Source organism: Pilimelia terevasa, from assembly GCF_014647915.1.
GTDB lineage: Bacteria > Actinomycetota > Actinomycetes > Mycobacteriales > Micromonosporaceae > Pilimelia > Pilimelia terevasa.
The window spans coordinates 12,033-35,200 of record NZ_BMQC01000013.1; the positions used below are offsets into that span (position 1 = coordinate 12,033).

The window sequence follows — 23,168 nt, forward strand, 5'->3', positions numbered from 1 at the left end:
GGGAGGAGGCAGCACATGCACCGAATCACCGCCGCCCTGTTCGGCACGCTGGCCGGCACGGCCGTCATCGTCGGCCTGCGCCTGGTCCCGCCGGAGCCGCCGCCGGCCGAGGTCGACCCGGCCGGCTCCGCCAGCGACGACACGGGCGGCGCCGGCACGGGCGGCGGCGCCGACAACGCGACGGGCGGCTCCCGCCCCGGCGACCCGCCGCCGGCCCCGACGGTCCGCCCCACGCCGGACATCGACAAGGGCAACGACGGCAGCGGCAACGGCAACGACGGCGGAGACGGCGGAGACGACGACGGAGGCGGCAGCGGCGTCTTCCCCGGGAAGTCGGTCACCGACCGGTACGGCGCCGTGCGGGTCACCGTGACGCTGGCCCGCGGCAGGATCACCGAGATCGCCACCCGGCACCCGGACAAGGGGGAGTCCGGGCAGATCAACGACCGCGCGGTGCCGCTGCTCAAGGAGCGGACCCTGGTCGCCCAGAGCGCCGAGGTGGACACCGTCTCCGGCGCCACCTACACCAGTCGCGCGTACCGCAAGTCCCTCCAGTCGGCACTGGACGCGGCGAAGCCGGCCCGCCGCTGACGCGGGGGCCGGCTCCGGTGCCCGGCGGTGCGCGGGTCCGCGACCCGCTCCGGTGCGGTGGCGCTCAGTCGCCGGCGCCGCAGGCGACCCCGTCGCGGTTGCGGTCCAGCCCGTGCGGGTCGCCCGCCCGGACGGCGAGCCCGCCCAGGCCGCGCTCGCGCAGGTACCCGCACCGGTCGGCGACCATCGACGGGAACGTCCGCGGCACGCACTGGCTGCCGTTGCCGTAGCTGCGCAGGCAGCCGTCCACGCCGGCCGGTACCGGTACGGCCGGCGGGCGGACGGCGGCGGTGCGGCGGGCCCGGGGCGGGGCCGCGGCCGGCGCCTCGATCTTCACCCACTGGGCCGCCGAGGGCACCCCGCGGGCGTCCGAGGCGTACAGCATGTACCAGCCCGGCGGCGCAATGTTCGGGTTGTCGGTGACCTGCACCTCGACGGTGCCGTCGTCGTCCTCGTCGGTGACGGGCAGCACCACGTACCGCTGGTTCGGGTCCGAGGAGTGGGTGACGGCGGCCGGCCGGATGAGGGCCACCTCGGCGATCTCCCGGTCGACCGTCAGCTTCTGCCGGCTGCCCGTCGACCAGGTGCGGGACGCGACCGCGGTGATCGCCGGCCGGTTCTTCTCGAACAGGTACCAGGGCGAGTACACCGAGATCCGGTTGTCGAACGAGCCGTCGCTCGGGTTGTCGCCGACCGCCATCACCCGGCCGTCGGGCAGCAGGAACGCCGACGAGTGGTACCCGCGCGGCACCGGGTCCCGGGCCATCCCGTCGTTGAACCGGTCGGTCGACGGGTTGTACATCGACGCCTCGAACACCGGGTCGGCCCGGTTGTGCAGCGCGCCGCCGGTCTCGAAGACCTGCCCGTCGGGCAGGATCACCGCCGAGACGTACATCTTGCCCTGGTGCGCCTTCTGCACCGACCCGTCCTCGCGGTAGCCGGTGGGCAGCTTCGGGCCGGGCATGTACTTCGGCTTGCGGGCCGTCAGGTCGATGATGTCGGTGTGCCGCACGGCGTCCGGGTTGGAGTTGACGTTGCCGCCGCCCATGGTGAGGACCCGCTGGTCCTGGGCCGGCGGCAGCAGCACGCTCATCGACTGGTCGCGCCGGTCCTTGTCCTGCAGGCCGGGGACATCGGTGACGACGCCGGTGTTGTGGTCGTAGAGGGACGCGCCGGTGCCGGGCTGGCCGTCGCCGAAGACGTGGCTGCCGGTGTAGAACAGCTTGCCGTCCGCGGTCAGGATCATCGCCGGGTACAGGCCCCAGAAGCGGTACGTCTGGGTGACCTCGTCCGGCTTCAGCCAGCGCTGCTCGGCCGCCGAGAAGTACTCGGTGCTCACCGCGCCCTCGGACCGCTCGTTGAGCCCGCCGACCGAGAGCACGTCGCCGTTGCCGAGCACGGTCGCCGACGGGTACCAGTGGCCCTCGTTCATGTCGTTGGTGCGGGTGTAGCTGTTGGTCGCCGGGTCGAAGACGTACGACACCCGCAGGCCCTTGTACCCGTGCGAGCCGTCGGCCGCCGGGTACGCGGCGTTGCCGCCGAGGACCAGCAGCCGCCCGTCGGGGAGCTGGGCGTGGCCGGCGCAGAACAGGTCGGCCGGCGTCGGGATCGACGTGAACGCGCCGGTTCGCGGGTCGTACAGCGTCGTGCTGAACCGGCCCTTGGCGAACTCCCCGGTGTCGTTGCCCGACCCGGCGATCAGCAGTACCTTGCCGGTGCGCAGCAGCGCCGCGTGGATCCCGCGGACCGGCGACTGGTACGGCAGCACCTCCCAGGCGCCCGTCGGACACCGCTTGCCCGGCCGGCAGACCGGGTTCTCCGGCGGCTTGCCGGCCTCGTTCATCCGGTAGTCGTCGGTGGTCACCGCCCCGGCCCCGGCGAGGCCGACGCCCCACTGGACCCCGGTGGTGCCCGGCGGGACGACCGGGGTCCGGGCGGTGGCCTCGGTGTACTTCGCGGCGGCGGGCAGGTTGGCCAGTTCGGTCCAGTACTGCCACTGGGTGCCGTCGTACCGGAACAGCGTGATGGACGCGGCCGCCGCGGTACTGCGGTACCAGAGCGAGAGGTCGTAGCGCAGGCCCGGCGTGACCGCCGGGGCACAGCCGGCCTGCTCGGCCATCATCACCTTCGCGTCGCCGTCGGTGTACGCCGACACCGTCAGCGTCATCGCGCGGCGGCCGCCGTGCGCCTCCCGGGTGCTGGTCAGCTCGGCGGTGTTGGCGCCGCGCCGGTAGAGCTGCCAGCACTCCGGCTGCCCGTCGGCCAGCTTCTCCGTGCCCGGGTTGGCGACCAGGTTGTCGGGTGCCGCCGCCGAGGCGGGTGGGAGCACGCCCGCGGCGAAGATCATGGTGGGAAGGAGCAGGCCCAGGGTCAGGCCCGCCGTTCGACGGATCATGGCGTCGCCTCTCTCAGCTCGGTCAGGACGCGGCGGACCTCGATCCGCTCCGCGCCCGCGCCGAAGGCGGCCACCACCTCGGAGTGCGTGATGGCCTCGGTCAGGGTCGGCAGGCCGTCGGGGCGCTGCCGCATCATCGGGGTGACCACGACGTAGTGCAGGTCCCGCCAGCCGCCGGGCAGGTGCGCCATCACCGCCGGGTCCAGGTCCAGCTTGTAGAACCAGATCGCCCCGGTCCCGGGCGCGAAGCCGGCGCGGACCATGTCCGGCCACAGGGCGTCGTCCACGACGATCCGCGGCGTCTGGGCCGGGCGCACGTGCTCGCGGACCCAGCGGCCGGCGGTGACGTACCCGGCGTTGGCATCCTCGCGCCACAGCCGCCGGTTGCCGTCGTACCAGCTCGCCCCCACCCCCGCCGCCAGGGCGGCGGCCAGCACCAAGGCGGCGGCCCGCACCGGGCGGCGCAGGCGCGGCGGCGCCCAGGTGCCGCGGCGGAACAGCACCGTCGCGGTGTGCGCGAGCCCGGCCAGGCAGAGCGCGAAGAACGGGAGTACCTGCGTGACGTACATGGCCGGCAGGTAGCCGCCCGGGCGCAGCGCGATCAGCGACATCACCGTCGCCGCGACCGCCGGTACCCGCAGCCGCCGCACGCCGAGGGCCAGCAGCGCCGCCGCGGCCCCGGCCAGCACGACCACCGGGTCCTGGTACAGCCAGGCGTCGACCGTCCGGTACGCGTCGCTGCCGGCGTCCAGTACGTTGCCCGACGAGTGCCGACCCGCCACCTGGTGAAACCACGCCCCCAGCAGCGACACGTGGCCGCCGCCGGGCATCAGCTCGCCGTTGAGCGCGGCGTACAGCGGGTACACCGACAGCGTCAGCACGAACGCGGCCACGAACCCCGTGAGGCAGAACGCCCGGGTGCTGCGGTGGCTGCGCTGCCAGATCGCCAGCGCGACCGCCGGTACCGCCAGCACGACGGTCTCCTTGGACAGCACCGCGCCCGCCGCGCAGCCGCCGGCCGCGATGTAGTGCCACAGGTGCCGGCGCCGCGACAGCGCCAGCAGCAGCGCGCCGAGCAGCCAGGTCACCGCGATGTTGTCCAGGTACACCTGCCGGTGCAGGGCCAGCTCCAGCGGCGACAGGACGAACAGCGCCACCGCGGTGGCCGCGGCCCACGGCGGCAGCCGAAGCCGGCGCGCCAGCAGGTACACCAGCACCGTGCTGGCCAGCGCGAACACCATCATCGCCACCCGCCCGGCCACCAGCGACGGGCGCGCCGACAGCGCCAGGTCCGGCAGCCATCCCAGGGCCGCGAGCTGCATCCAGCCGAACGGCGGGTGGTCGTACCAGTAGGTGTAGTGCGCGAGGCCGACGCCCTCCCGGACCGCCCACGCCTGCGCCAGGTAGGTGCCCTCGTCGGCGCCGAACACCGGGCCGCCGCCCAGGTTGACCCCGTGCACGAGCGCGGTGAGCGCGGTGAGGCCCAGCAGCAGCGGCCGGTCGGCGCGGTGCCGGCGGCGACCCAGCGGTGCGGGCGCGGCCGGCGGCGCGGGCCGGGCGGGCGGACCGGCGACGGCCGGCGCCTCGGTGACCACAGTCGTCATCGCACTCTCCGTCAGGCGTCGGCGGTGGCGGGCGTGGGCGCGTCGGGCAGCAGGTGGGCGCCGACGTGCCGGGTCAGCTCCCAGTCCCGCCGGCCGCGCCACTCGCGCAGGACGGCGCGGGTCGCGGCACCGGCGAGCAGCAGCATGTACACCGGCACGCCGACGACGAGCTTGGCGTAGTCGAGGGCGCGGATGCGCAGCCCGTACTGCCGGCCGAAGTCGTGCAGGCCGATGATCTCGAAGAACAGGGTGCCCACGGTGGGCAGCAGCGGCAGGTAGGACAGCAGCGCGATCCCCACCGGCAGGTCGAACAGGATGGCCATCGTGAACCCCGCCAGCGTCGTCACCCCGGTGAACGCCTGCACGAACGGCGAGGCCAGCGTGTACCGCGCGAGCAGCCGCTGCCGGCGGCTGGGGAGCTGGCGCCAGTCGCCCTTGCGCAGTACCTGGAGGAAGCCCTGGTTCCACCTGGTCCGCTGCTTGAACAGCGCCATCGCCGAGTCGGGCGTCTCCTCCCGCGTGACCAGCAGCGCGTCGTAGGCCACGACGACCTTGCAGCCGATGCTGGACAGCCGCACGCCCAGGTCGCAGTCCTCGGCCAGGCACTGCGGGTCCCAGCCGCCGACCTGGCGCAGCGTGTCCGCCCGGACGAAGACGGTGTTGCCGCCCAGCGGGATGAAGCCGCGCTGGGCCTGCAGGTGCAGCCGGCTGCGGAACCAGAAGAAGTACTCCAGGCAGTTGCGGACGCTGTACCAGTTGGAGTGGAAGTTGATGAGCTGCACGCCGCCCTGCACGACCGTCGCGTCGGTCGTGCGGAACGCGTAGTCGACGTGGGTGAGCAGGTCGGCGTGGACCTGGTCCTCGGCGTCGAAGACGCCGACGATGTCGCCGGTGCACGTCGGCAGCGCGGTGTTGAGGGCCTTGGGCTTGTTCTTCACCGCGTGCTGGTCGACGACCACGCGCACCTGCGGATACTCCGCGGCCAGTTCGTGCGCGACCGCCGAGGTCGCCGGGTCGTCGTGGCCGACGATGAGGATCAGCTCGAAGGCCTGGTGCCGGGACTGGAGGAGCTGGCGCACGGTGCGGGCGAGCACCGCCTCCTCGTGTCGCGCGGGCAGGAGGAGCGAGAAGGTGTACGCGTGGCTGCCGTCGGGCGGCGCGAACCGCGTCGCGTGCAGTGTCTGCGGTGTCCGCCAGGCGTGCAGCGTCCACCACAGCGTGATGGTGGCGGCCAGAAAAAGGGTCGCCGACATTGCTACGGCAAGGCCAGTCAGGACCACCGTGCACCCACCCGTTCGCGCAGTAAGGACGGGGGCACGGCCCCAGACCGTCCCCGCCATCGGGCGCGTCCACGGGCACGGCGAAGCAGCGCAGTCTCAGCTTCGTCCGGGCACCACGCAGACACGCACGTCGATGGCATCCCCAGTCACCGACGCGTGAAACTCATCCTTGTGGACCGGCCCGACCGCTGGCAACAGCCATCGATGGGCCACCACACCAGCCAAGTCCGAAATCTTTGTGTTCGCCGGAAGGGTCGGAGCTTCGCCGGAGTGTCGTATCGGCAGATACCCGGCCACATGGCCGACACCGGGGCTCCACTATGGCGCAGAACACAGTTCAGAGTGTCCATTCCCGGAATGGACCGCAGCGAAACCCGGCGGCCGGATGCGCGCGGGTGGACGTTCACGCCGACCGACTCCTGCGCCGCGGTGGTGTAGCGCGCGGCAGGACGGGGAATGGCGGACCGAGACGGCGGTGCGCCGTCGTCCGCCGGCCTGAGGAGGTCCCATGAGCACTCCCGGAATCATCGTGCTGGTCGTCGTACTCGCTCTCGTGGCCGCCGCGGCCGCGGTCGGTGCCCTCTGGTACCGCCGGCAGCGGCTGCGCCGCGTGTTCGGGCCCGAGTACGACCGCGCGCTCGCCTCGGCGCCCGACCGCCGGGCGGCCGAGGAGGAGCTGCGCGACCGCGAGCGCCGCCACGAGGACCTGACGCTGCGCGAGATCCCGGCCGAGGCGCGCCGGGCCTACCACGTGCGGTGGAACCAGATCCAGGAGCAGTTCGTCGACGACCCCGCCGGTGCGGTCCGCGCCGCGGACGTCCTGCTGACGACCGTGATCGGCGAGCGCGGGTACCCGACCGACGGCTACGACCAGCAGGTCGCCGACCTGTCCGTGGAGCACGCCGACGTCCTGCACCACTACCGCGCCGCGCACGCGGTCAGCGACCGGGCGGCCGCCGACACCGCCTCCACCGAGGACCTGCGCCAGGCGCTCGTGCACTACCGCCAGCTCGTGGCCACCCTGCTCGGTGCCGACACCGACACCGGCCGGCACCGCACCGACGGAGCCGCGCACGGTACCGACCCGCGGCACACCGACCCGCGGCACCTCGACGGTCACGACCCGGCGCACGACGACCGGGCGGACGCGGACGCGGACGGTCGCGGCGCGGACGCGGCGGGCGACCGGGGCGCGGGGCGGTTCACCGACCGGCAGTACCACCCGGGGACGCACGGCGAGCCGGGCCGGGACCGGGAGTACGGGGAGCGGGAGAACGGAGCGGAGGCGGCCGACGGCCGCCCGCGCGCGACCCGCTGACCACCCCACGCACTTCGTCATCGAACCGAGTGAGAGGACCACCATGAGCCGCACCGTTCCGCAGCAGCCGCCCGCCGTCGGTCAGGCGACGGTCGACCGGAGTACCGACGACGACCGCCGCGGGGCCGGCAGCTCCACCGAGCGCCCCGACACGTCCACGGCGCGACCGGGCACCTCCACCGAGCGGCCCGAGCCCCGCGGCGGGGACGGGACGGGCGAGTCGGTCGAGCGCCCCGACCCGGCGACCGGCCGCACCGCGTCCGCCGCCTCCGGCGCGACCAACCCGCCCGCCGCCTCCGGCGCAACCACCCCGCCCGCCGCGTCCGGCGCGGCTGCCGCGTCCGGGGGCGCGGGCGGGTCGGGTGCGCCGCGCGCGGGCGGCGAGGGGGCGGCGATCCCGCGCCAGGTGCGCGGGTCGGACCGGGACGCCGCGGCCCGGGACGCGGGCGGCCGCCCGGCCGGCGCGGCCGGCGGGCGCACCGGCGACGCGGCGGAGGACGGCCTGTGGCCGGACGGCGCCGCCGACGACTTCGACCGGCAGTGGCGGGACATCCAGTCCGGCTTCGTCGACGACCCGCGGACGGCCTACACCGAGGCCCGCGAGCTGCTCGACGGCGCGGTCGCGCAGTACACCGAAGCCCTGCGCCGCCGGCTGGCCGACATCGCCGAGGGCGCCGGGGACGACGCCGACACCGAGCGCCTGCGGACGGCCCTGCGGGCGCAGCGGCGGCTCCTCACCCGCCTGACCCACTGAACTCCCACGCCGACGGCGGCGCACCAGCGGCCCGTGGGCCTCGGTGCGCCGCCGTCGGCCTGGGGGCTCACACGGGCGGGATCACGAGCCGGTAGTCGTACGACGTCTCGTTGTCGCGCAGCGCCAGGTAGCCGGTGTGCAGAAGCTGCTCCATGGTGGACATGAGGACCAGCGCGACGAACCGGTCGTAGGCCAGCGACCACTCCGCCGCGTCGTCGCCGTCGCGCAGGACCGCCGACATCTCGGCCGCGTAGAACTCGTGCAGCCGGAAGTTGAGGATCTCGCCGTTGTCGTCGGCGGCCAGGGCGAGGGCGTCGAGCAGGACCGTCACGTACGGCGGCCACGTCCGCTCCTCCACGACCGCGCGCCACTCGGCCACGCTGAGCAGCATGACGTCCGGGCGGTGGCGCCACCGGTCGCCGCTGACGGTGAACTCCTCCGTCGCCGACGGTTGAAGTACGGGCATGACAGTCTCCGAACGTCCAGGGTGGTCCCGGCGTCGCCGGACGCGGCGCCGTCGGGGCTGCTCTGCCCTACCCTGCCGCCCGCGAAACCCGGGCGCGACCCGGACCCCGGCCGGATGGCACGAAGGTCACAGTGGAGGGTCGCCCGTACCGGTGACCGCGGTACCACCCGCGGCCGGCCGGTCAGCCGAACGGCCGGCCGGTCAGCCGAGCGGCTGGCCCGTGAAGACCGAGACGGCGACCGTCGCGAGACCGCCGCCGACGACGGCCGCGGCGAAGCCGACCGTCGAGGCCTTCCACGACGTACTGACCTTGCGCAGCACCAGGGCCACGCCGAGGCTCAGCAGCAGGATCGCGCCGGCCTTGGGCACCTCGCCGAGCAGCGAGGCGAGCGCGGCGCCGCGCTGGGAGTTGCAGGGCAGTCCGTCCACACAGTTCGCGGACGCCTCGCCGTTGAGGGTCAGGCTCCACAGCACCAGCACAACCAGCGGTACCGCGAACCACAGTGCCGTGTACGCCATCGCCTGGTTGTAGCCGTTGGACAGCCGCCCCGGCGCGGCCTCGTCGGCCTCGGACCGGCGGATCCGGCTCTGGGTGGACGGGCCGGGCGCGGCCGGGTCGCCGCCGCGGTACGGGGACACGCTGCCGGTGCCGGAGGTCGGCGCCGACTGCCGGTAGGCGGCCGGGCGGGTGGTGACCGCGCGGGAGCCGTACCCGTCGGCCGGCTGGTCGAGCATCCCCGTCGAGGTCTCGTCGCTCAGGAGCGGGCGGCGCGCGGGCGCACGGTCGCCGGCGTCCCGGTAGTTGGCCGGCCCGCGGTACCCGCCGTCGGTCTGGTCGCGCCGGGGGCGCGGGGCGCCGTCGCCGCGCTCCCGGGTCGGGCGGGCCGGGGGTTCGCGGCGGGTGCGGGCGCTGCCGGGCGGATCGTCGACCGGGCGCCGCTGGGCGGGAGGGTACGCACGTTCGTCGATGGATTCCACGCCGGGACGGTACCCGGCCGGCCGGCGTGGGCGGCCTTCGGCGCCGGTCCGGTAGCCGGCCGGCCGGCCGGCGCCGTCGGTCTGCTCCGCCGGCCAGTCCCGGTCCCGGTCGTCGGTGTCGTCGGCGCGGACCGGCCGGCGGCGGACCACGTCGGTGCTCGCCGCCGGGTCGCCGTCGCGCCGCCGGGTCGGCCGCGGGGGCTGGCCGTCGGTCAGCTCGCGGCCGCGGGAGGGCCGGCCGGCGCGCGGGGGCGGGCCGTCGGCCCGGTCCCGGCGGACGCGCGCCTCGCCGGCCTCCGGGCGGTCGGGCCGGGGCCGCTGCGGGCGGTCCTCGGGGGCGTCGGCGAGATCGCGCGCGGAGCGGCCGGCGTCCCGCGCGCGGGACTGGCCGGCCTCCGCGCCCTCGTCGCGGCGACGCGGCCGGCCGGTCGGTCCGGGGCGATCGGCGTCCGCGGGCTCGCGGCGGCGCGGGGGCTGGCCGGCCTCGGTCATGGAACGGTCCGCGGAGCCGCGGCGGCGCGGGGGCTGGCCGGCGTCCGTCATGGACGGGTCCGCGGGGTTCCGGCGGCGCGGGGGCTGACCCGCGTCCGTCATGGACCGGTCCGCGGGGTCCCGGCGGCGCGGCGGCTGACCCGCGTCCGTCATGGACCGGTCCGCGGGGTCCCGGCGGCGCGGCGGCTGACCCGCCTCCGTCATGGAGCGGCGGCGCGGGGGCTGGCCGGCGTCCGTGAGGCCCTGGCGGCGGGGGGACTCGTCGTCGTCCCGCAGGTCCCGGCGCGGCGGCGGCTCGTCGGCGTCGGACACGGACCGGCGGCGCGGCGGCCGCGCGGCGCCGGGGGCGTCCCGGCCGGCGCGCGGGAGCCCGGCGCCGGCCCGGGCCGACCGGCCCCGGCCCGCCGGCCCGTCGGGGCGGCGCGCACCGGCGTCCGGGTCGTCGCCGCTCCCGCGGGCGTAGTCGTCGGCGTCCTCGTCCACGTCGTCGGGCAGCTCGGACCAGGAGACGTCGACGGTGTCCCGGGACCGCCCGCGGCCGCGGGCGGGGGCGTCGCGGTAGCTGCGGCTGACGGGGTCGTCGGTGCGGCCGCGGGCGGCCGGGCGGGGTTCCTGGCCGCCGTCGGTGTCCTCGTCGAACTCGGGCTCCGCGGCGACCGGCCGGCGGCGGCGCGGCGGGTAGGGGGCCGCGTCGGCGCGGTCGGCCGGCGGGTCGTCGCCGCGCTGGCGGCGACCCCGCGGCGCGTCGGTGTCCGCCGCACCGGCGGGCCTCCGCTGCTCGTCGTACCGGTCGTCGTCGTACCGGTCGTCGGCGGACGGCGCGTCGTCGTCGCGGAACCCGTCCTCGTACCGGTCCTCGGCGTAGCGCTCGCTGTAGCGGGCGTCGTCGTCGTACCGGTCCTCGGCGAAGCGGGCGTCGTCGTACCGGTCGTCGTCGGCGCGCCCGGACCCGTTGTCGGCGTACCGCGGTTCGTCGGCGTAGCGGACCTCGGCGACGTACCCGGACCCGTCGGTGTCGGGCGCGTCGGCGTAGCGGGGACCCGCGGAACGCGGCTCGGCGGCGCGGGGGGCCGGGCGGGGTTCGGGGTCGTGCGCCGGGGCGTCGGCGTAGCGCGACGCGGCGTAGCGGATCCCGGCCTGGGGAGGGCCGTTGTCAGCCGGCCGGTCCGCGTACCCCGTCGCCTCCGCCCGGTCCTCGACGCGGCGGGGGGCCGCCGCGTCGGCGTAGCGGGGCGCGGCGGCCTCGTCGTCGGCGTAGCGGGGTGCGGCGGGGCGCTCGTCGGCGTAGCGCGGGGCCGCAGCCCGGTCCTCGGCGTAGCGGGGCGGGGCGGGGGGCTCCTCGGTGTAGCGCGGGGGGCCGGCCTGGTCGTCGGCGTAGCGCGGAGCCGCGGTCCGGTCGTCGGCGTAGCGGGCGGCCGCGGCCTGGCCGCCGGCGTAGTGGGCAGCCGCGGCCTGGCCGCCGGCGTAGTGGGCAGCCGCGGCCTGGTCGTCCGGGTAGCGGGCGCCCCCCGCCTGGTCCCCGGCGTAGCGGACACCCCCGGCGTGGTCTCCGGCGTAGCGGGCGCTCTCGGCCTGGCCGCCGGCGTAGCGGGCACCCCCGGTCTGGTCTCCGGCGTAGGGGGCGGCCGCGGTCCGGTCCCCGGCGTAGGGCGGGCTTGCGACCCAGCCGTCGGCGTGGCCCCGGTCGCCCGCGTGGCGGGAAGCGGCCTCCCGGGCGTCGGCGCGCGGAGCGGCCTGCGGGTGCTGCGCGGCGTCGCGCGGCGTCGGCCACCGGTCGTCGGCGTCGCGCGGTGCGGGAGCGGCCTGGGGGTCCGCCTGCGGCGCGGCGGCGTAGCCCGCCCCGGCCGCCGCGGACCAGCCCCCGCGCGCGGCCTCGCGCGCGCGAGCGCCGGCCTCGTCGGCCGGCGGGTAGGCGCGGCGCGCGTCGGGCGCACCGGCGCCCGACGCCCAGCCGCCGGCAGCCGGTGCCGCGTCGGAGCCCGCGGCGGTCCACGCCGGGGCGGCGCCGTAGGGCTCGGCCCGCTCGGGCTCGGCGCGGCGCGGGTGGTAGCCGGCGAGGTCGCCCGTCTGGTCGGCCTGGCGGCGACGCCCCTCGTACCCGTCCGCGGCGTGCGCGGCCGCGCCGTACGACCGGCCGGCCGGGTCGGACCACGCGCCGCCGTACTCCGCCCCCGGCACGGCGTGCCGCTGCGCGGACCCGTACCCGGTCGCGGCGCGGTACCCCTGCGGGGGCGCGCCGTAGTCCGGCGCGCGGGCACCGTAGTCAGGCGCGCGGGCGCTGTAGTCCGGCGCGGGGGCGCCGTGGTCCCGGGCCGGAGCGCCGTAGTCCGGCGCCGGGGCGCGGTAGTTGCCGGCCTGGGTGCCGTAGTCCTGCGTGCCGGAGTCGGCAGAGGGCGCGCGGTGGCCCGGCGACGGTGCGCCGTAGTCCCGCGTGACCGGGGCGGACGACGGGGTGGCGCCGCCGCCGTACTCCCAGGTGGGGCTGGGGGGCGGCGCCGGGTACGGCGCTGCCGGGGCGGAGCGCTGCGCGGCGGCGGGGCGGTCCCACGACGGCCGGGCGGACCACGCCGACGGCGCCGGTGCGGAGGTGGCCGGCGTGCTCCAGCGCGGGTCGGTCGGGCGGTCGTCGGCCGGGGGCGGCGCGGCCGCGTCCGGCCAGGCGGCGGCGCGGGGGTCGCGCCAGGGCGTCCCGTTGGGGTCGGACTGCCGGAGGGCCTCGTAGCGTGAGCTGCCGGGCCCGTAGTCGGCGCGGCGCAGGGCCGGCAGGACCTCGCCGACGTACGCCGTGTCCTCCTCGTCCGCCGGGGGACGGTGGGCGCCGGGCCGGTCGGTGCCGGACCCGTCGGTGCCGGCGACCCGGTGCCGGCCGGAGTCGGCGCCGCCGTACGGCGGCCAGCCGCCAGCGGAGCCCGCGACGGGACCCGGGTCCGGTGGCGGGGGCCGCTCAGGTTCGAGCCACCCGTCCGCGGAGGACCGGGGCGTCCGCGTGCGCGGGCCCTCCTCCCAATCTCGGTGGTAGCTCACCTGGGTGATGGTTTCGCCTCCGTCATGCGATCGCAATGGGCTACACGGACCACCGACCGGCGCCGGACCGACCGGCGCGGGGTGGCACGGGCCGTCCGGCCGGATCGCCGCGGGTCCGCTGATCGGCGGCGGGAGGGGCGGTTCGGCGGGACCGACGGCTGTTCGGCGGGCGACCGGGCGGCGGCGGAGCGGCGGCGAGGGCCGAGTGGAAAGCGTAGCCGGCCGAGCGGCGCGGGCGGAAGGGGACAGTCGGCCCCGTACCGCCACGATGGAGACACCGAATCACCGGACTTTCTTCTGTCCACAACACCGACGCCACGTAGACGCAGGCCAGGCAAACTATGTGGTTTTTTCTCATGTTCTTGTCCACAGGCTGTCCCCAGGGTTATCCACAGCATCGGACGAGTTATCCACAGGTTTTCCCCAGGACTGTCCACCGGCCGACTGGCAGGCGTCGGCCCACTTCCCTATCGTTTGCCAACGGCCTCCGCACGCCGGCGCGGTACCACCCCCTGCCGCGTCCCGCCGGCCCGGCGACGACCGCCGACGACGCTCAGCGAGGGGGACCCAGTGCCGACCGACGACGGCGCGCGACCCGAGCCGCGGGCCGGCGCGCGACCCGACACCCGGACCGGACCGCGGACCGACGCCGCCCCCGCGGTACCCGAGCGGCGCCCGCCCGCCGACGACGCGCCCCGCGGCGGCTACGACCGCACCCCGCCCCAGGACATCGCCGCCGAGCAGTGCGTACTCGGCGGAATGCTGCTGTCCAAGGACGCCATCGCCGACGTCATCGAGATCCTCAAGCCGAACGACTTCTACCGGCCCCACCACGCGACGGTCTTCGACGCGGTCCTCGACCTGTACGGCCGCGGCGAGCCGGCCGACGCGATCACCGTCGCCGCGGCCCTCGCCGACTCCGGCGAGCTGGGCCGCGTGGGCGGCGCCCCGTACCTGCACACCCTCATCGCGGCCGTCCCCACCGCGGCCAACGCCGCCTACTACGCGCGCATCGTCGGCGAGCGGGCCATCCTGCGCCGGCTGGTCGAGGCGGGCACCCGGATCGTGCAGATCGGCTACGGCTCGGCCTCCGGCGGCACCCGCGACGTCGACGACGCGGTCGACCTGGCCCAGCAGGCGGTGTACGACGTCACCGAGCGCCGGGTGAGCGAGGATTTCGCGGTACTGGCCGACATGCTCCAGCCGACCCTCGACGAGATCGAGGCCGTGGGCGCCTCCGGCGGCATGATGACCGGGGTGCCGACCGGCTTCTCCGACCTGGACCGCCTGCTCAACGGCCTGCACGCCGGCCAGCTCGTCATCGTCGCCGGCCGGCCCGGCCTGGGCAAGGCGCTGGCGCTGGAAACCCCGCTGGCGACGCCCGCGGGCTGGACGACGATGGGCGAGGTCGCGGTGGGCGACGAGGTCCTCGGCGCGGACGGGCGTCCGACGCGGGTGACGGAGGCGTTCGCGGTCCGGTACGGCCGGCCCTGCTACGAGGTGGCGTTCTCCGACGGGTCGGTGATCGTCGCCGACGCCGCCCACCTCTGGGTGACGACCGACCGGGCGCGGCGCCGGCAGCCCCCCGCGCTCGCGCCGACCGGCGCCGGCCGCGCCACCACCGGGGACGCCGCCGCCGGGCACGTCGCCGCCGAGGATGTCGTCGCCGCCGAGGATGCCGCCGTCGCCAGGGACGCCGTCGCCGCCGGGGATGATGTCGTCGCCAGGGACGCCGTCGCCGCCGGGGATGATGTCGTCGCCGGGGATGATGTCGTCGCCGGGCCGGCGATCGTCACCACCCGGCAGATCGCCGAGACCCTGCGCGACCCCCGCGACGGGCGGCCCCGCCACGCGGTCGCCACCTGCGCGCCGCTGGCCCTGCCGCACCGGGACGACCTCCCGGTCCCGCCGTACGCGCTCGGCACCCGCCTGGGCACCGCGGGCGCCGCCGCGCCGCACGCCCCGGAGCCGGGCGCCGCGGCGACCGCGTACCTCCCCCGGCGCTACCTGCGGGCCTCAGCGGCCCAGCGCCGGGACCTGCTCGCCGGCCTGGTGGACGCCGCCGGTACGGCCGTCGACGGCGGCGCGGTGCGGATCACCACCTGGTCGGCGCGGCTGGCCCGGGACGTCCGCGAGCTGGTGAGCAGCCTGGGCCGCCGCTGCACGGCGACCGGCGGGCCGGTGCCGGCCGCGCCGTACCGCCTGACCTTCCCCGCCGACGCCGGGGACGACCGGCGGTACATCGTCGGCGTCCGGCCGGTGCCGAGCGTGCCGGTACGGTGCATCGCCGTCGACAACGCCGACCACCTGTACCTCGCGGGTCCGAGCATGATCCCGACCCACAACTCGACGGCGGCGATGGACTTCGCGCGCTCCGCCTCGCTGAAGCACAACCTGGCGAGCTGCATCTTCTCGCTGGAGATGAGCAAGGTCGAGATCGTGATGCGGCTGCTGTCCGCCGAGGCCCGGGTACCGCTGCACACCCTGCGCTCCGGCCAGCTCTCCGACGACGACTGGACCAAGCTGGCCCGCCGGATGGGCGAGATCAGCGAGGCGCCGCTGTTCGTCGACGACACCCCCAACATGAACCTGATGGAGATCCGGGCCAAGGCCCGCCGGCTCAAGCAGCGGCACGACCTCAAGCTGATCGTCGTGGACTACCTGCAGTTGATGTCCTCGCCGAAGCGGGTCGAGTCCCGGCAGCAGGAGGTGTCGGAGCTGTCGCGGGGGCTGAAGCTGCTGGCCAAGGAGATCGAGTGCCCGGTGATCGCGGTGAGCCAGCTCAACCGCGGGCCGGAGCAGCGGACCGACAAGCGGCCCCAGCTCAGCGACCTGCGCGAGTCGGGGTGCCTGACCGCCGAGACGCGCGTGCTCCGCGCGGACACCGGCGCCGAGACGACCCTGGGCGAACTGTTCGCCACCGGCGCCCGGGACGTACCCGTGTGGGCGCTCGACGAACGGCTGAAGTACGTGCGCCGGCACCTCACGCACGTCTTCAGCACCGGCGAGAGGCCGGTGTTCCGGCTGCGCCTGGCCTCCGGTCGGGAGGTCCGCGCCACCGGCAACCACCCGTTCCTCGCCTACCGGGGGTGGGCCGCCCTGGACGACCTGGCGGTCGGCGACCGGGTCGCCGCACCGCGGCACGTGCCCGCTCCCGAGCGGGCCACCGCCTGGGACGACCGGCAGGTGGTGCTGCTGGCCCGCCTGCTGGGCGACGGGTCGGCGTCGGAGCGCGGGAGGTCCGTGCCGGCGGAGGTGTTCGGCCTGCCGAAGCGCCAGATCGCGCTGTTCCTGCGGCATCTGTGGGCCACCGGGGGGTCCGCGCGCGTCCGCCCGGATGCCGGCGCGGGGGCACTCGGGCAGGTCTCCTACGCCGCCGCCAGCCGGCGGCTCGCGGACGACGTGGCGCGCCTGCTGTGGCGCTTCGGCATCCAGACGCGGATCGGGACCGCCGGGCGGGTCGGCCGCCGGTACGGTTTCCGGCTCGACGTCCACGACAGCGGCGACCAGGAGGCGTTCTGCCGGGTCATCGGCGTGCACGGCGAGCGCGGCGCCGCCGCCGCGTTGCTGCGCGAGCGGCTGCACGAAGTCAGGGCCCACACGACCGTCCCCCGGGACGTGTGGGAGCGCGTCCGGGATGTCCTGGCCGAGCGCGGCACGGCGCACCGGCACGTCGCCGCCGCGGTGGGCACCCGGTCCCGCGGCGGCGTCCCGGACAGGAGCCGGCCGTCCCCGGGCCGCATCGCGCGGGTCGCGGCGCTGCTGGAGGACAACCGGCTGGAGATGCTCGCCACGAACGACGTCACCTGGGACGAGATCGTCGCCATCGAGCCGGACGGAGTCGAGACGGTCTACGACGCCACCGTCGCGGGGGCGCACAACTTCGTGGCCAACGGCATCGCCGTCCACAACTCGATCGAGCAGGACGCCGACGTGGTGATCCTGCTGCACCGCGACGACTACTACGACAAGGAGTCCCCGCGCGCCGGCGAGGCGGACTTCATCGTCGCCAAGCACCGCAACGGCCCCACCGACTCGGTGACGGTGGCCGCGCAGCTACACCTGTCCCGCTTCGTGGACATGGCCCTCTGACCGCGCCCGCGGACGGGAACGACCGCGCGCCGGCCCCCACCAGAAAGGGGCCGACGCGCGGCGACCGGTGCGGCGGATCAGAGTCTCGGGGCCGGGCCGCCGGAGCCCCCGGCGTTGCGCCGGACCTTCGCGGCCTCCTGCGGGTTCGGCTCGGCGTTCCGGCACGTGGCAGGGGCGCTGCTGCCCGACATCAGGTCCGTGCACCGGCCGGTGCGGTCGTCGGGCAGGCCGAAGATGTGGCCCATCTCGTGGGCGGCGATGCGCGGTACGTGGTGGCCCAGGTCGACGGCCTCCTTGCCCATGACGATCCGGCCCCGGCCGAAGCCCGACGGGGACGCGGACGGCCAGCCGTTCTCGGCGACGATGGTGATGGCCGCCGGCGAACCCTCCCTGACCTCGATCTCGGGCACCTTCGCGTTCCAGATCCGGGCGGCCTCCGCGAGGCCCTCCCGGTACTGGCTGGCGCGGCTGGCGTCGTAGGTGACGACCCGGACGGCGGCGGTCGCGGCCGGGGTCGCGGCACCCGCCGCGTGCGGCGCCGCCAGGCCGGCGCCGACGACGCCCGCGGCGACCAGGGCGCGGATGGCGGTACGCCTGAGCATGTGGGCTCCTAGCTCGGGGCCGGCGGCGAGGTCGTCGGTCACCGGTGGGGCGGGGGCAGCGCCGGGGCGGCCGGTGCCGGTGCGTAACCCCGGACAGTCCGCGCGTCAGGGCGTCTGACACATTCAGCACCGTCAATCTAGCGCCGAAAAGTGATCTGGACAACAGCGGTCGCCGCCCGGATGTGGCGCCCTCACGCCGCCGCGGCGGCGCCGGCCGCGACGGCGGCGACGGTGCGCGGCGTGGGCCGCGGGCGGGTGCTCACGCCGCCCGGCGCGGCGCGACCGCCGGCCGGCGGGGTGCGGGGCCGGCGGCGGGGCGCAGCGCGGGGACCCAGAGGGCGAGGGCGGCGGGGTAGAGCAGGTACCCGAAGCGGGTGGCGGGCAGCAGCAGCGTCGCGGCGAGCAGGCCGGCGGCGCAGACGGCGGCGGCGCGGGCCGCCGTGCGCGGCGGGTCGCGCCGCAGCCACCAGGCGATCGCAAGGCCGGCGGCCAGGAGCAGGCCGAGCGCGAGCGGCCGCCCGTACGGCAGGTGCGTGCCGATCAGGTGGCCCGGCAGCGGCGAGGCGGCCGGGCTGCGCACCACGCCGTGGCCCAGCGGGAAGCCGACGAGGTTGTCCGCGGCGGCACCCGGGTCGACGAGGACCGCCGGCAGCGCCGAGGCCAGCGGGATGCCGACCGCGCCGGCCAGGTACCGGCCGAGGTCCCGGGGGCGGCGGGCGGCGACCGCGACGGCCAGGACCAGGGCGACCGGCCAGGCGAGCAGCTTCAGCGCCCCGGCCGCGCCGACGGCGGCCCCGGCCGCGCCGGGGCGGCGGCCGGCGAGCAGCGCGCAGGCGAGCAGGCAGAGGGCCAGCACCGGCAGGTCGTCGCCGCCGGTGGCCAGGGTCAGGGCGCAGACGGGCAGGACGGTGGCAGCCTGCGCCGCGCGCACCACCGCCGGGCGGCGGCCGGCGGTGGTGGGGAGCACGGCCAGCGCGGCGCCGAGGGCGACGAGGGCGACGAGGGCGAAGCCGACCCGGGCGTCGGTCCACCAGTGGGCGCCGGCCAGGGCGCGCGGCAGTCCGAACACGACCATGCCCGGCTGGTACGGCAGGTAGCCCAGGAGCTGCTCGGCCGCGGGGCGGGCGGCAATGGCCGCGTCGGCGAGGTACGGCGTGCCGGTGGCCAGGAGCCGGCCGGCGCCCGCCTCGACGACCGCGACCTCCTCCTGCGCCCGGTGGGCGTTCCCGCCCGCCCGCTGGACCGCCTGCGCGAGCAGCGGGACCAGGCAGGTCGCGGCGAACGCCGCCGCGGTCAGCGTCGCCCGCGCGGCCGCGGACGCACCGCGCGGCCACCGGCGGCGCAGCGCCCACTGCCCCCCGCAGACCAGCGCCGCCGCCGCGTACCCCCAGAGGGCCAGCGCACCCCAGGCCCGGTGGGCGGGCAGCGTGGACGAGGCGGCGGTGAACCCGGCGAAGGCCGCCCCGGACAGGTACAGCGCGAGGTCGAGCGGGAGGCCGCCGGCGGTGCGGTCGAGGCGCCGCCAGCGGTCGTGGATCACGCCGGCAAGTGTGGCAGACGGGGCTGGCGCCCGCCGGCCCGCCGGGCCGTCGGGATGCGGATGACGGCGCCCTCGTCGTGCAGCGGGGCGGCGAGCAGGCCGGGCCGGCCGTGGGTACCCCGGTGCAGCGCCGCGAGCAGCCGGTTCGCGGCCATCGGCCGGGCGAACAGGTGCCCCTGGCCGGCGGCGCAGCCGAGTTCCCACAGCGCCCGGCGCTGCGCGTCGGTCTCCACGCCGGTGGCCACGACGGCGACCTTGAGGCTGCGGCCCAGCTCCACGGCGGACCGGACGACCTTGGCCGCCTCGTCCGAGGACGCCATGCCGCGGACGAACTCCGGCCCGATCTTGATCTCGTGCAGCGGGAGCTGCGACAGCACCGCCAGGGATGCCGGGCCGTGCCCCACGTCGTCGAGGGTGAGCTTCACCCCGGCGGCGCCGAGCTGGCTGAGTACGTCCTGGACCACGTCCAGCGGGGTCAGGGCGAGGCTCTCGGTGAGTTCGAGGATGAGCCGGTGCGGGGGGATGTCGTGGGTCCGCAGGCGGGTGATCACGGCGGCCGGGAAGCGGGGGTCCAGCAGGCTGCGCGGGGCGATGTTGACGCTGACCGGGAGGTCGAAGCCCGCCTCGCGCCAGTCCGCGGCGGCCAGCAGCGCCATGTCGAGCACGATGTCCTGGAACTGCGGCAGCAGGCTCGGCCGGTCCACGGCCTCCAGGAGGCCGGCCGGGTCGTCGGCGGGGGTGGGGAAGTCCTTCAGCCGGACCAGCGCCTCGGCCGCGACGACCTGGCCGTCGGCGAGGTCGACGATCGGCTGGAACAGCACCGAGAACTCCTGGTCGGCGACCAGGCCCGGCCGCTCCCCGCCGCGGGCGCGGCGGCCGACCTCGCTGGTGTCCCGGCGCCGGCTGTAGACGGCCACCCGGTTGCCGGCCCGCTTGGCCTGGTACATCGCCACGTCGGCGCGGCGCAGCAGCTCGACCATGCCGCTGGTGCCGGTGGCGACGGCGACGCCGCCGCTGGCCTCCATGGCGACCTGCATCCCCTCGATGTCGACGGGGTGGTGCAGCGCGTCGACGATCCGGGCGGCCCGGTTGCTGGCGACCGCGGGCGCGGGCAGGTGGGTGAGCAGGACCGCGAACTCGTCGCCGCCGAGCCGGGCCACCACGTCGTCGGGGCCGGCGGCGGCCTCCAGCCGCTGCGCGGCGGCGATGATGACCTGGTCTCCCGCGGCGTGCCCGAGGGTGTCGTTGACCTCTTTGAAGTGGTCTAAATCGATCAGCAGCAGCGCCATCACGCCCTGGGTGTGCCGCTGGCCGAGCAGCCGGGCGCCGGAGTCCAGCAGCGCGCGGCGGTTGGTCAGGCCGGTCAGCGGGTCGTGGGCGGCGGCGTGGGCGTGGGCCGCGGCGACCCGCTCCAGTTCGGCGTACGCCGCGGCGTTGCGCAGCGCGGTGCAGAGGGCGGACGCGAAGGTCCGCAGGGTGTACCGCTCCCGCTCCGAGAGCGTGACCTTGCCCCGGAACAGCAGCCGCAGCTCGCCGATGTCGGGACCGTCGTCCCGGCTGCTCAGCGGCGCCGCGATGGAGTCGGCGGCCTCGGTCGGCGCGGCGGTGTGCCGCGGCCCGTTGTAGTGCACGCCGCGGCTGTTGCCGCGCAGCAGCCGCGGGGTCTCGGCGCCCCGGTAGCAGATCTCGACCTCGTCGGCCGAGAACAGCTCCGCCGCGCGGATCACGCCGAGGGTGAGGACGGCGTCGAGGTCGACGTCGTTGAGGCTCTCGGTGGTGCTCGCCAGTTGCTGCCAGGCCTCGCGTTCGGCCCGCCCGCGCAGCCGGCTCGCCGACCACAGGTGCAGGCTGAGGACCAGGCCCGGTACCGCGACCAGCAGGGAGGGCGTCAGCCGGACGAGGACGACCGTGCCGATGGCCATCGCTGTCTGTGCGGCGACCAGCAGCAGGCGGATGTCGAGTTCGTCGGTGAAGCGTTGCAGGACCGGCGTGCGGCTGGCCAGTGCCACCACCGGCACCACCAGCAGGTCACCCACCACCTCCATCGCCACGTAGGCGAGGAACAGGCAGCCGACCAGCGTCCACGAGAGCGGGTCGTCCACCGCCAGGCCCGTGGCCGCGAACACGGCGCACCCGGCCGCGGCGACGACTGTCTCCTTGGCGACGCTGAACAGAAAACGTTGGGGCGCCAGTCGCAGAACCGCACCGTAGACAATCGCGCTGACAAAGACGATCAGTACGACCCAGTACGGCTCCTTGGCCGAAAGTGCAATGAGTATTCCGAAGCAGTTCCAACTTGATGCCTGATGTGTGCCGCCGATCCTCATGCGGACGTACGCGAACCGGGAAACCGAGGTCAGCGCGACGAGTGTCACCGCTGTCGCCGCTTCCAGCGCGGAGCTGTTCGCACCCAGGGCAGCAACGATCGCCCAGGTCAGAACTGCTGCCGCCAGCAGGGAGGCAACACCGACCAGTCGCCGCAATTGGCGTTCTGCCCGTACGTTGCCCGATTCAGTCATGCAGTTACTTCCCACTCGCCCATCTGTGGTGGATTTACTTTCTGATCGGCCGCTGCCAGGGGAGCCGGTACGGCCCGGGCCGATTCACTCACTGCCAGTCCTGTCCACGCATCGTAACCCTCCCCCACGCTCTCCGTCAGTGATGAAAGCCGTTGTCTTGCGATGCGGAGAACGTTAGAGGAGATTTGAAATGGACGGTACCAATAAATGTCCATTTATACACATTCCGATAATGCAGGCATGTTTTGCGACAGATTGTCCACATAAGACCACCGCTGGTGGCGGGGTGGGAAGGGACTCGTAGATGGTCCCACCGGGGTGCGGACTTCGCGCCGATGGAAATTGCAGGAAGCGCACACCAAGACGCACTTTTACCATAAGAAATACTGATATCAACGTCCGGTGTCCGCGCGTAGGATCGGCCACATGCCCGCCTCACCCGGCCCCGCCGCCCCGGCCCTGACCCATCTGGACCCCTCCGGCGCCGCCCGGATGGTCGACGTCAGCGGCAAGGAGGTGACGGCCCGCTCCGCGGTCGCCGCCGCCGAGGTCCACACGACGCCGGAGGTCCTGGCCGCCCTCCGGCGCGACGGACTGCCCAAGGGCGACGCCCTCGCCACCGCCCGGCTCGCCGGCATCATGGGCGCCAAGCGCACCCCCGACCTGATCCCGCTGTGCCACCCGATCACGCTGCACAGCGTCGCCGTCACGCTGACGCCGCACGACACCGGCGTCGCCATCACCGCCACCACCCGGACCGCCGACCGGACCGGCGTCGAGATGGAGGCGCTGACCGCCGTGGCGACCGCCGGGCTGGCGCTCATCGACATGATCAAGGCACTGGACCCCGCGGCCACCCTGGACGCCGTCCGGGTCCTGCGCAAGGACGGCGGCGCGACCGGCCCCTGGACCCGCCCGTGACCGCCGGGCCGCAGCAGCCCCCGCGCGCCCGGGTCATCGTGGCGTCGCAGCGGGCCGCCGCGGGCGTCTACGCCGACCGCAGCGGGCCGCTGCTGGTGGAAGGGCTGCGCGCCCTCGGGTTCGCGGCCGACCGGGTGGTCGTCGGCGACGGCGCGCCCGTCGCCGAGGCGCTGCGGGCGGCCCTGGACGGCGGCGTCGACCTGGTGGTCACCAGCGGCGGCACCGGCGTCTCGCCGACCGACCGGACGCCAGAGGTGACGGCGCCGCTGCTGGGGTACCAGATCCCGGGCATCGCCGAGGCGGTCCGCGCGTACGGCGCCCGGACGGTGCCCACGGCCGCCCTCTCGCGCGGCCTGGCCGGCGTCGCCGGGCGGACCCTCGTGGTCAACGTGGCCGGCTCGACCGGCGCGGCCCGCGACGCCCTCGCCGCGCTCGGCCCGCTGCTGCCGCACGCCCTGGCCCAGTTGCGCGGCGCGGACCACCCGCCGCCGGCCGAGACCCGGGCGCCCCGGCCCGCGTCAGGGTCGGCGTCGGCGGCGGCGTCAGGGTCGGCGGCGGCGTCAGGGTCGGCGGCGGCGTCAGGGTCGGCGGC

At 76.0% G+C, this 23,168-nt stretch carries 13 protein-coding genes and 1 pseudogene; 6 read left to right on the top strand and 8 right to left on the bottom strand.

Features of this window, described 5'->3' with window-relative positions:
* Nucleotides 1–15: 15 nt before the first annotated feature.
* Nucleotides 16–591 (top strand): FMN-binding protein, encoded by a 576-nt coding sequence (locus IEY75_RS16380; RefSeq protein ID WP_189115243.1) that lies wholly within the window; start codon nt 16–18, stop codon nt 589–591.
* Nucleotides 592–655: 64 nt separating this feature from the next.
* Here IEY75_RS16380 and IEY75_RS16385 read toward each other — a convergent pair whose 3' ends face one another.
* From IEY75_RS16385 to IEY75_RS16395, 3 genes are read right to left on the bottom strand one after another with little or no spacing between them, the layout of a single operon-like run.
* On the bottom strand, nt 656–2,986 hold the full coding sequence (locus IEY75_RS16385; protein WP_229789782.1) for a galactose oxidase early set domain-containing protein: 2,331 nt from the start codon (nt 2,984–2,986) through the stop codon (nt 656–658).
* Nucleotides 2,983–4,590, bottom strand: coding sequence for an ArnT family glycosyltransferase (locus IEY75_RS16390; RefSeq protein ID WP_189115244.1), 1,608 nt, complete (start codon nt 4,588–4,590; stop codon nt 2,983–2,985). The genes IEY75_RS16385 and IEY75_RS16390 overlap by 4 nt, the downstream gene beginning before the upstream one ends.
* 11 nt (nt 4,591–4,601) lie before the next feature.
* A complete protein-coding gene (locus tag IEY75_RS16395) occupies nt 4,602–5,843 on the bottom strand; it encodes a glycosyltransferase (protein ID WP_229789784.1) in 1,242 nt (413 codons plus the stop codon).
* Between the two features lie 535 nt (nt 5,844–6,378).
* On the opposite strand from IEY75_RS16395, the gene IEY75_RS16400 reads away from it, so the two are divergent.
* Together IEY75_RS16400 and IEY75_RS16405 are read left to right on the top strand one after the other, a co-directional pair.
* On the top strand, nt 6,379–7,188 hold the full coding sequence (locus IEY75_RS16400) for a hypothetical protein (RefSeq protein WP_189115246.1): 810 nt from the start codon (nt 6,379–6,381) through the stop codon (nt 7,186–7,188).
* A 43-nt stretch (nt 7,189–7,231) separates the two neighbouring features.
* Nucleotides 7,232–7,942 (top strand): hypothetical protein, encoded by a 711-nt coding sequence (locus tag IEY75_RS16405; RefSeq protein ID WP_189115247.1) that lies wholly within the window; start codon nt 7,232–7,234, stop codon nt 7,940–7,942.
* A 67-nt stretch (nt 7,943–8,009) separates the two neighbouring features.
* Here the strand turns inward: IEY75_RS16405 and IEY75_RS16410 are convergent, their stop codons facing one another.
* A complete protein-coding gene (locus tag IEY75_RS16410) occupies nt 8,010–8,408 on the bottom strand; it encodes a hypothetical protein (protein WP_189115248.1) in 399 nt (132 codons plus the stop codon).
* A gap of 201 nt (nt 8,409–8,609) precedes the next feature.
* Nucleotides 8,610–12,902, bottom strand: a complete 4,293-nt coding sequence (locus IEY75_RS16415) for a hypothetical protein (protein ID WP_189115249.1) — start codon at nt 12,900–12,902, stop codon at nt 8,610–8,612.
* A 570-nt stretch (nt 12,903–13,472) separates the two neighbouring features.
* Here IEY75_RS16415 and dnaB point away from each other — a divergent pair.
* Entirely contained in the window at nt 13,473–16,994 is a 3,522-nt protein-coding gene (gene dnaB, locus IEY75_RS16420; RefSeq protein WP_189115250.1) for a replicative DNA helicase, read from the top strand.
* A gap of 77 nt (nt 16,995–17,071) precedes the next feature.
* Here the strand turns inward: dnaB and IEY75_RS16425 are convergent, their stop codons facing one another.
* The 3 genes from IEY75_RS16425 to IEY75_RS16435 all read right to left on the bottom strand — a co-directional run bounded on the left by IEY75_RS16425 (nt 17,072) and on the right by IEY75_RS16435 (nt 21,655).
* Nucleotides 17,072–17,596: a snapalysin family zinc-dependent metalloprotease gene (locus IEY75_RS16425; protein ID WP_189115251.1), complete on the bottom strand. Its 525-nt coding sequence runs from the start codon at nt 17,594–17,596 to the stop codon at nt 17,072–17,074.
* A 259-nt stretch (nt 17,597–17,855) separates the two neighbouring features.
* Nucleotides 17,856–19,136, bottom strand: a complete 1,281-nt coding sequence (locus IEY75_RS16430; RefSeq protein WP_373290284.1) for a glycosyltransferase 87 family protein — start codon at nt 19,134–19,136, stop codon at nt 17,856–17,858.
* On the bottom strand, nt 19,133–21,655 hold the full coding sequence (locus IEY75_RS16435; RefSeq protein ID WP_189115252.1) for a putative bifunctional diguanylate cyclase/phosphodiesterase: 2,523 nt from the start codon (nt 21,653–21,655) through the stop codon (nt 19,133–19,135). Before IEY75_RS16435 ends, IEY75_RS16430 begins: the two co-directional genes overlap by 4 nt.
* A gap of 426 nt (nt 21,656–22,081) precedes the next feature.
* On the opposite strand from IEY75_RS16435, the gene moaC reads away from it, so the two are divergent.
* Together moaC and IEY75_RS20990 are read left to right on the top strand one after the other, a co-directional pair.
* The gene (moaC, locus tag IEY75_RS16440; protein WP_189115253.1) at nt 22,082–22,576 is read left to right on the top strand and encodes a cyclic pyranopterin monophosphate synthase MoaC; all 495 of its coding nucleotides are present in this window, start codon (nt 22,082–22,084) and stop codon (nt 22,574–22,576) included.
* A pseudogene (locus IEY75_RS20990) lies at nt 22,561–23,058 on the top strand (MogA/MoaB family molybdenum cofactor biosynthesis protein); the annotation flags it as partial. The gene moaC and the pseudogene IEY75_RS20990, both read left to right, overlap by 16 nt.
* Between the last annotated feature and the right edge of the window lie 110 nt (nt 23,059–23,168).

Bases quoted from the DNA above. Each gene is read 5' to 3' on its own strand.
- IEY75_RS16390 (WP_189115244.1), bottom strand. From the start codon at position 4,590: ATGACGACTGTGGTCACCGAGGCGCCGGCCGTCGCCGGTCCGCCCGCC.
- IEY75_RS16395 (WP_229789784.1), bottom strand. From the start codon at position 5,843: ATGTCGGCGACCCTTTTTCTGGCCGCCACCATCACGCTGTGGTGGACG.
- moaC (WP_189115253.1), top strand. From the start codon at position 22,082: ATGCCCGCCTCACCCGGCCCCGCCGCCCCGGCCCTGACCCATCTGGAC.
- IEY75_RS16425 (WP_189115251.1), bottom strand. From the start codon at position 17,596: ATGCTCAGGCGTACCGCCATCCGCGCCCTGGTCGCCGCGGGCGTCGTC.
- IEY75_RS16400 (WP_189115246.1), top strand. From the start codon at position 6,379: ATGAGCACTCCCGGAATCATCGTGCTGGTCGTCGTACTCGCTCTCGTG.
- IEY75_RS16380 (WP_189115243.1), top strand. From the start codon at position 16: ATGCACCGAATCACCGCCGCCCTGTTCGGCACGCTGGCCGGCACGGCC.
- IEY75_RS16405 (WP_189115247.1), top strand. From the start codon at position 7,232: ATGAGCCGCACCGTTCCGCAGCAGCCGCCCGCCGTCGGTCAGGCGACG.
- IEY75_RS16435 (WP_189115252.1), bottom strand. From the start codon at position 21,655: ATGACTGAATCGGGCAACGTACGGGCAGAACGCCAATTGCGGCGACTG.
- IEY75_RS16385 (WP_229789782.1), bottom strand. From the start codon at position 2,986: ATGATCCGTCGAACGGCGGGCCTGACCCTGGGCCTGCTCCTTCCCACC.
- IEY75_RS16410 (WP_189115248.1), bottom strand. From the start codon at position 8,408: ATGCCCGTACTTCAACCGTCGGCGACGGAGGAGTTCACCGTCAGCGGC.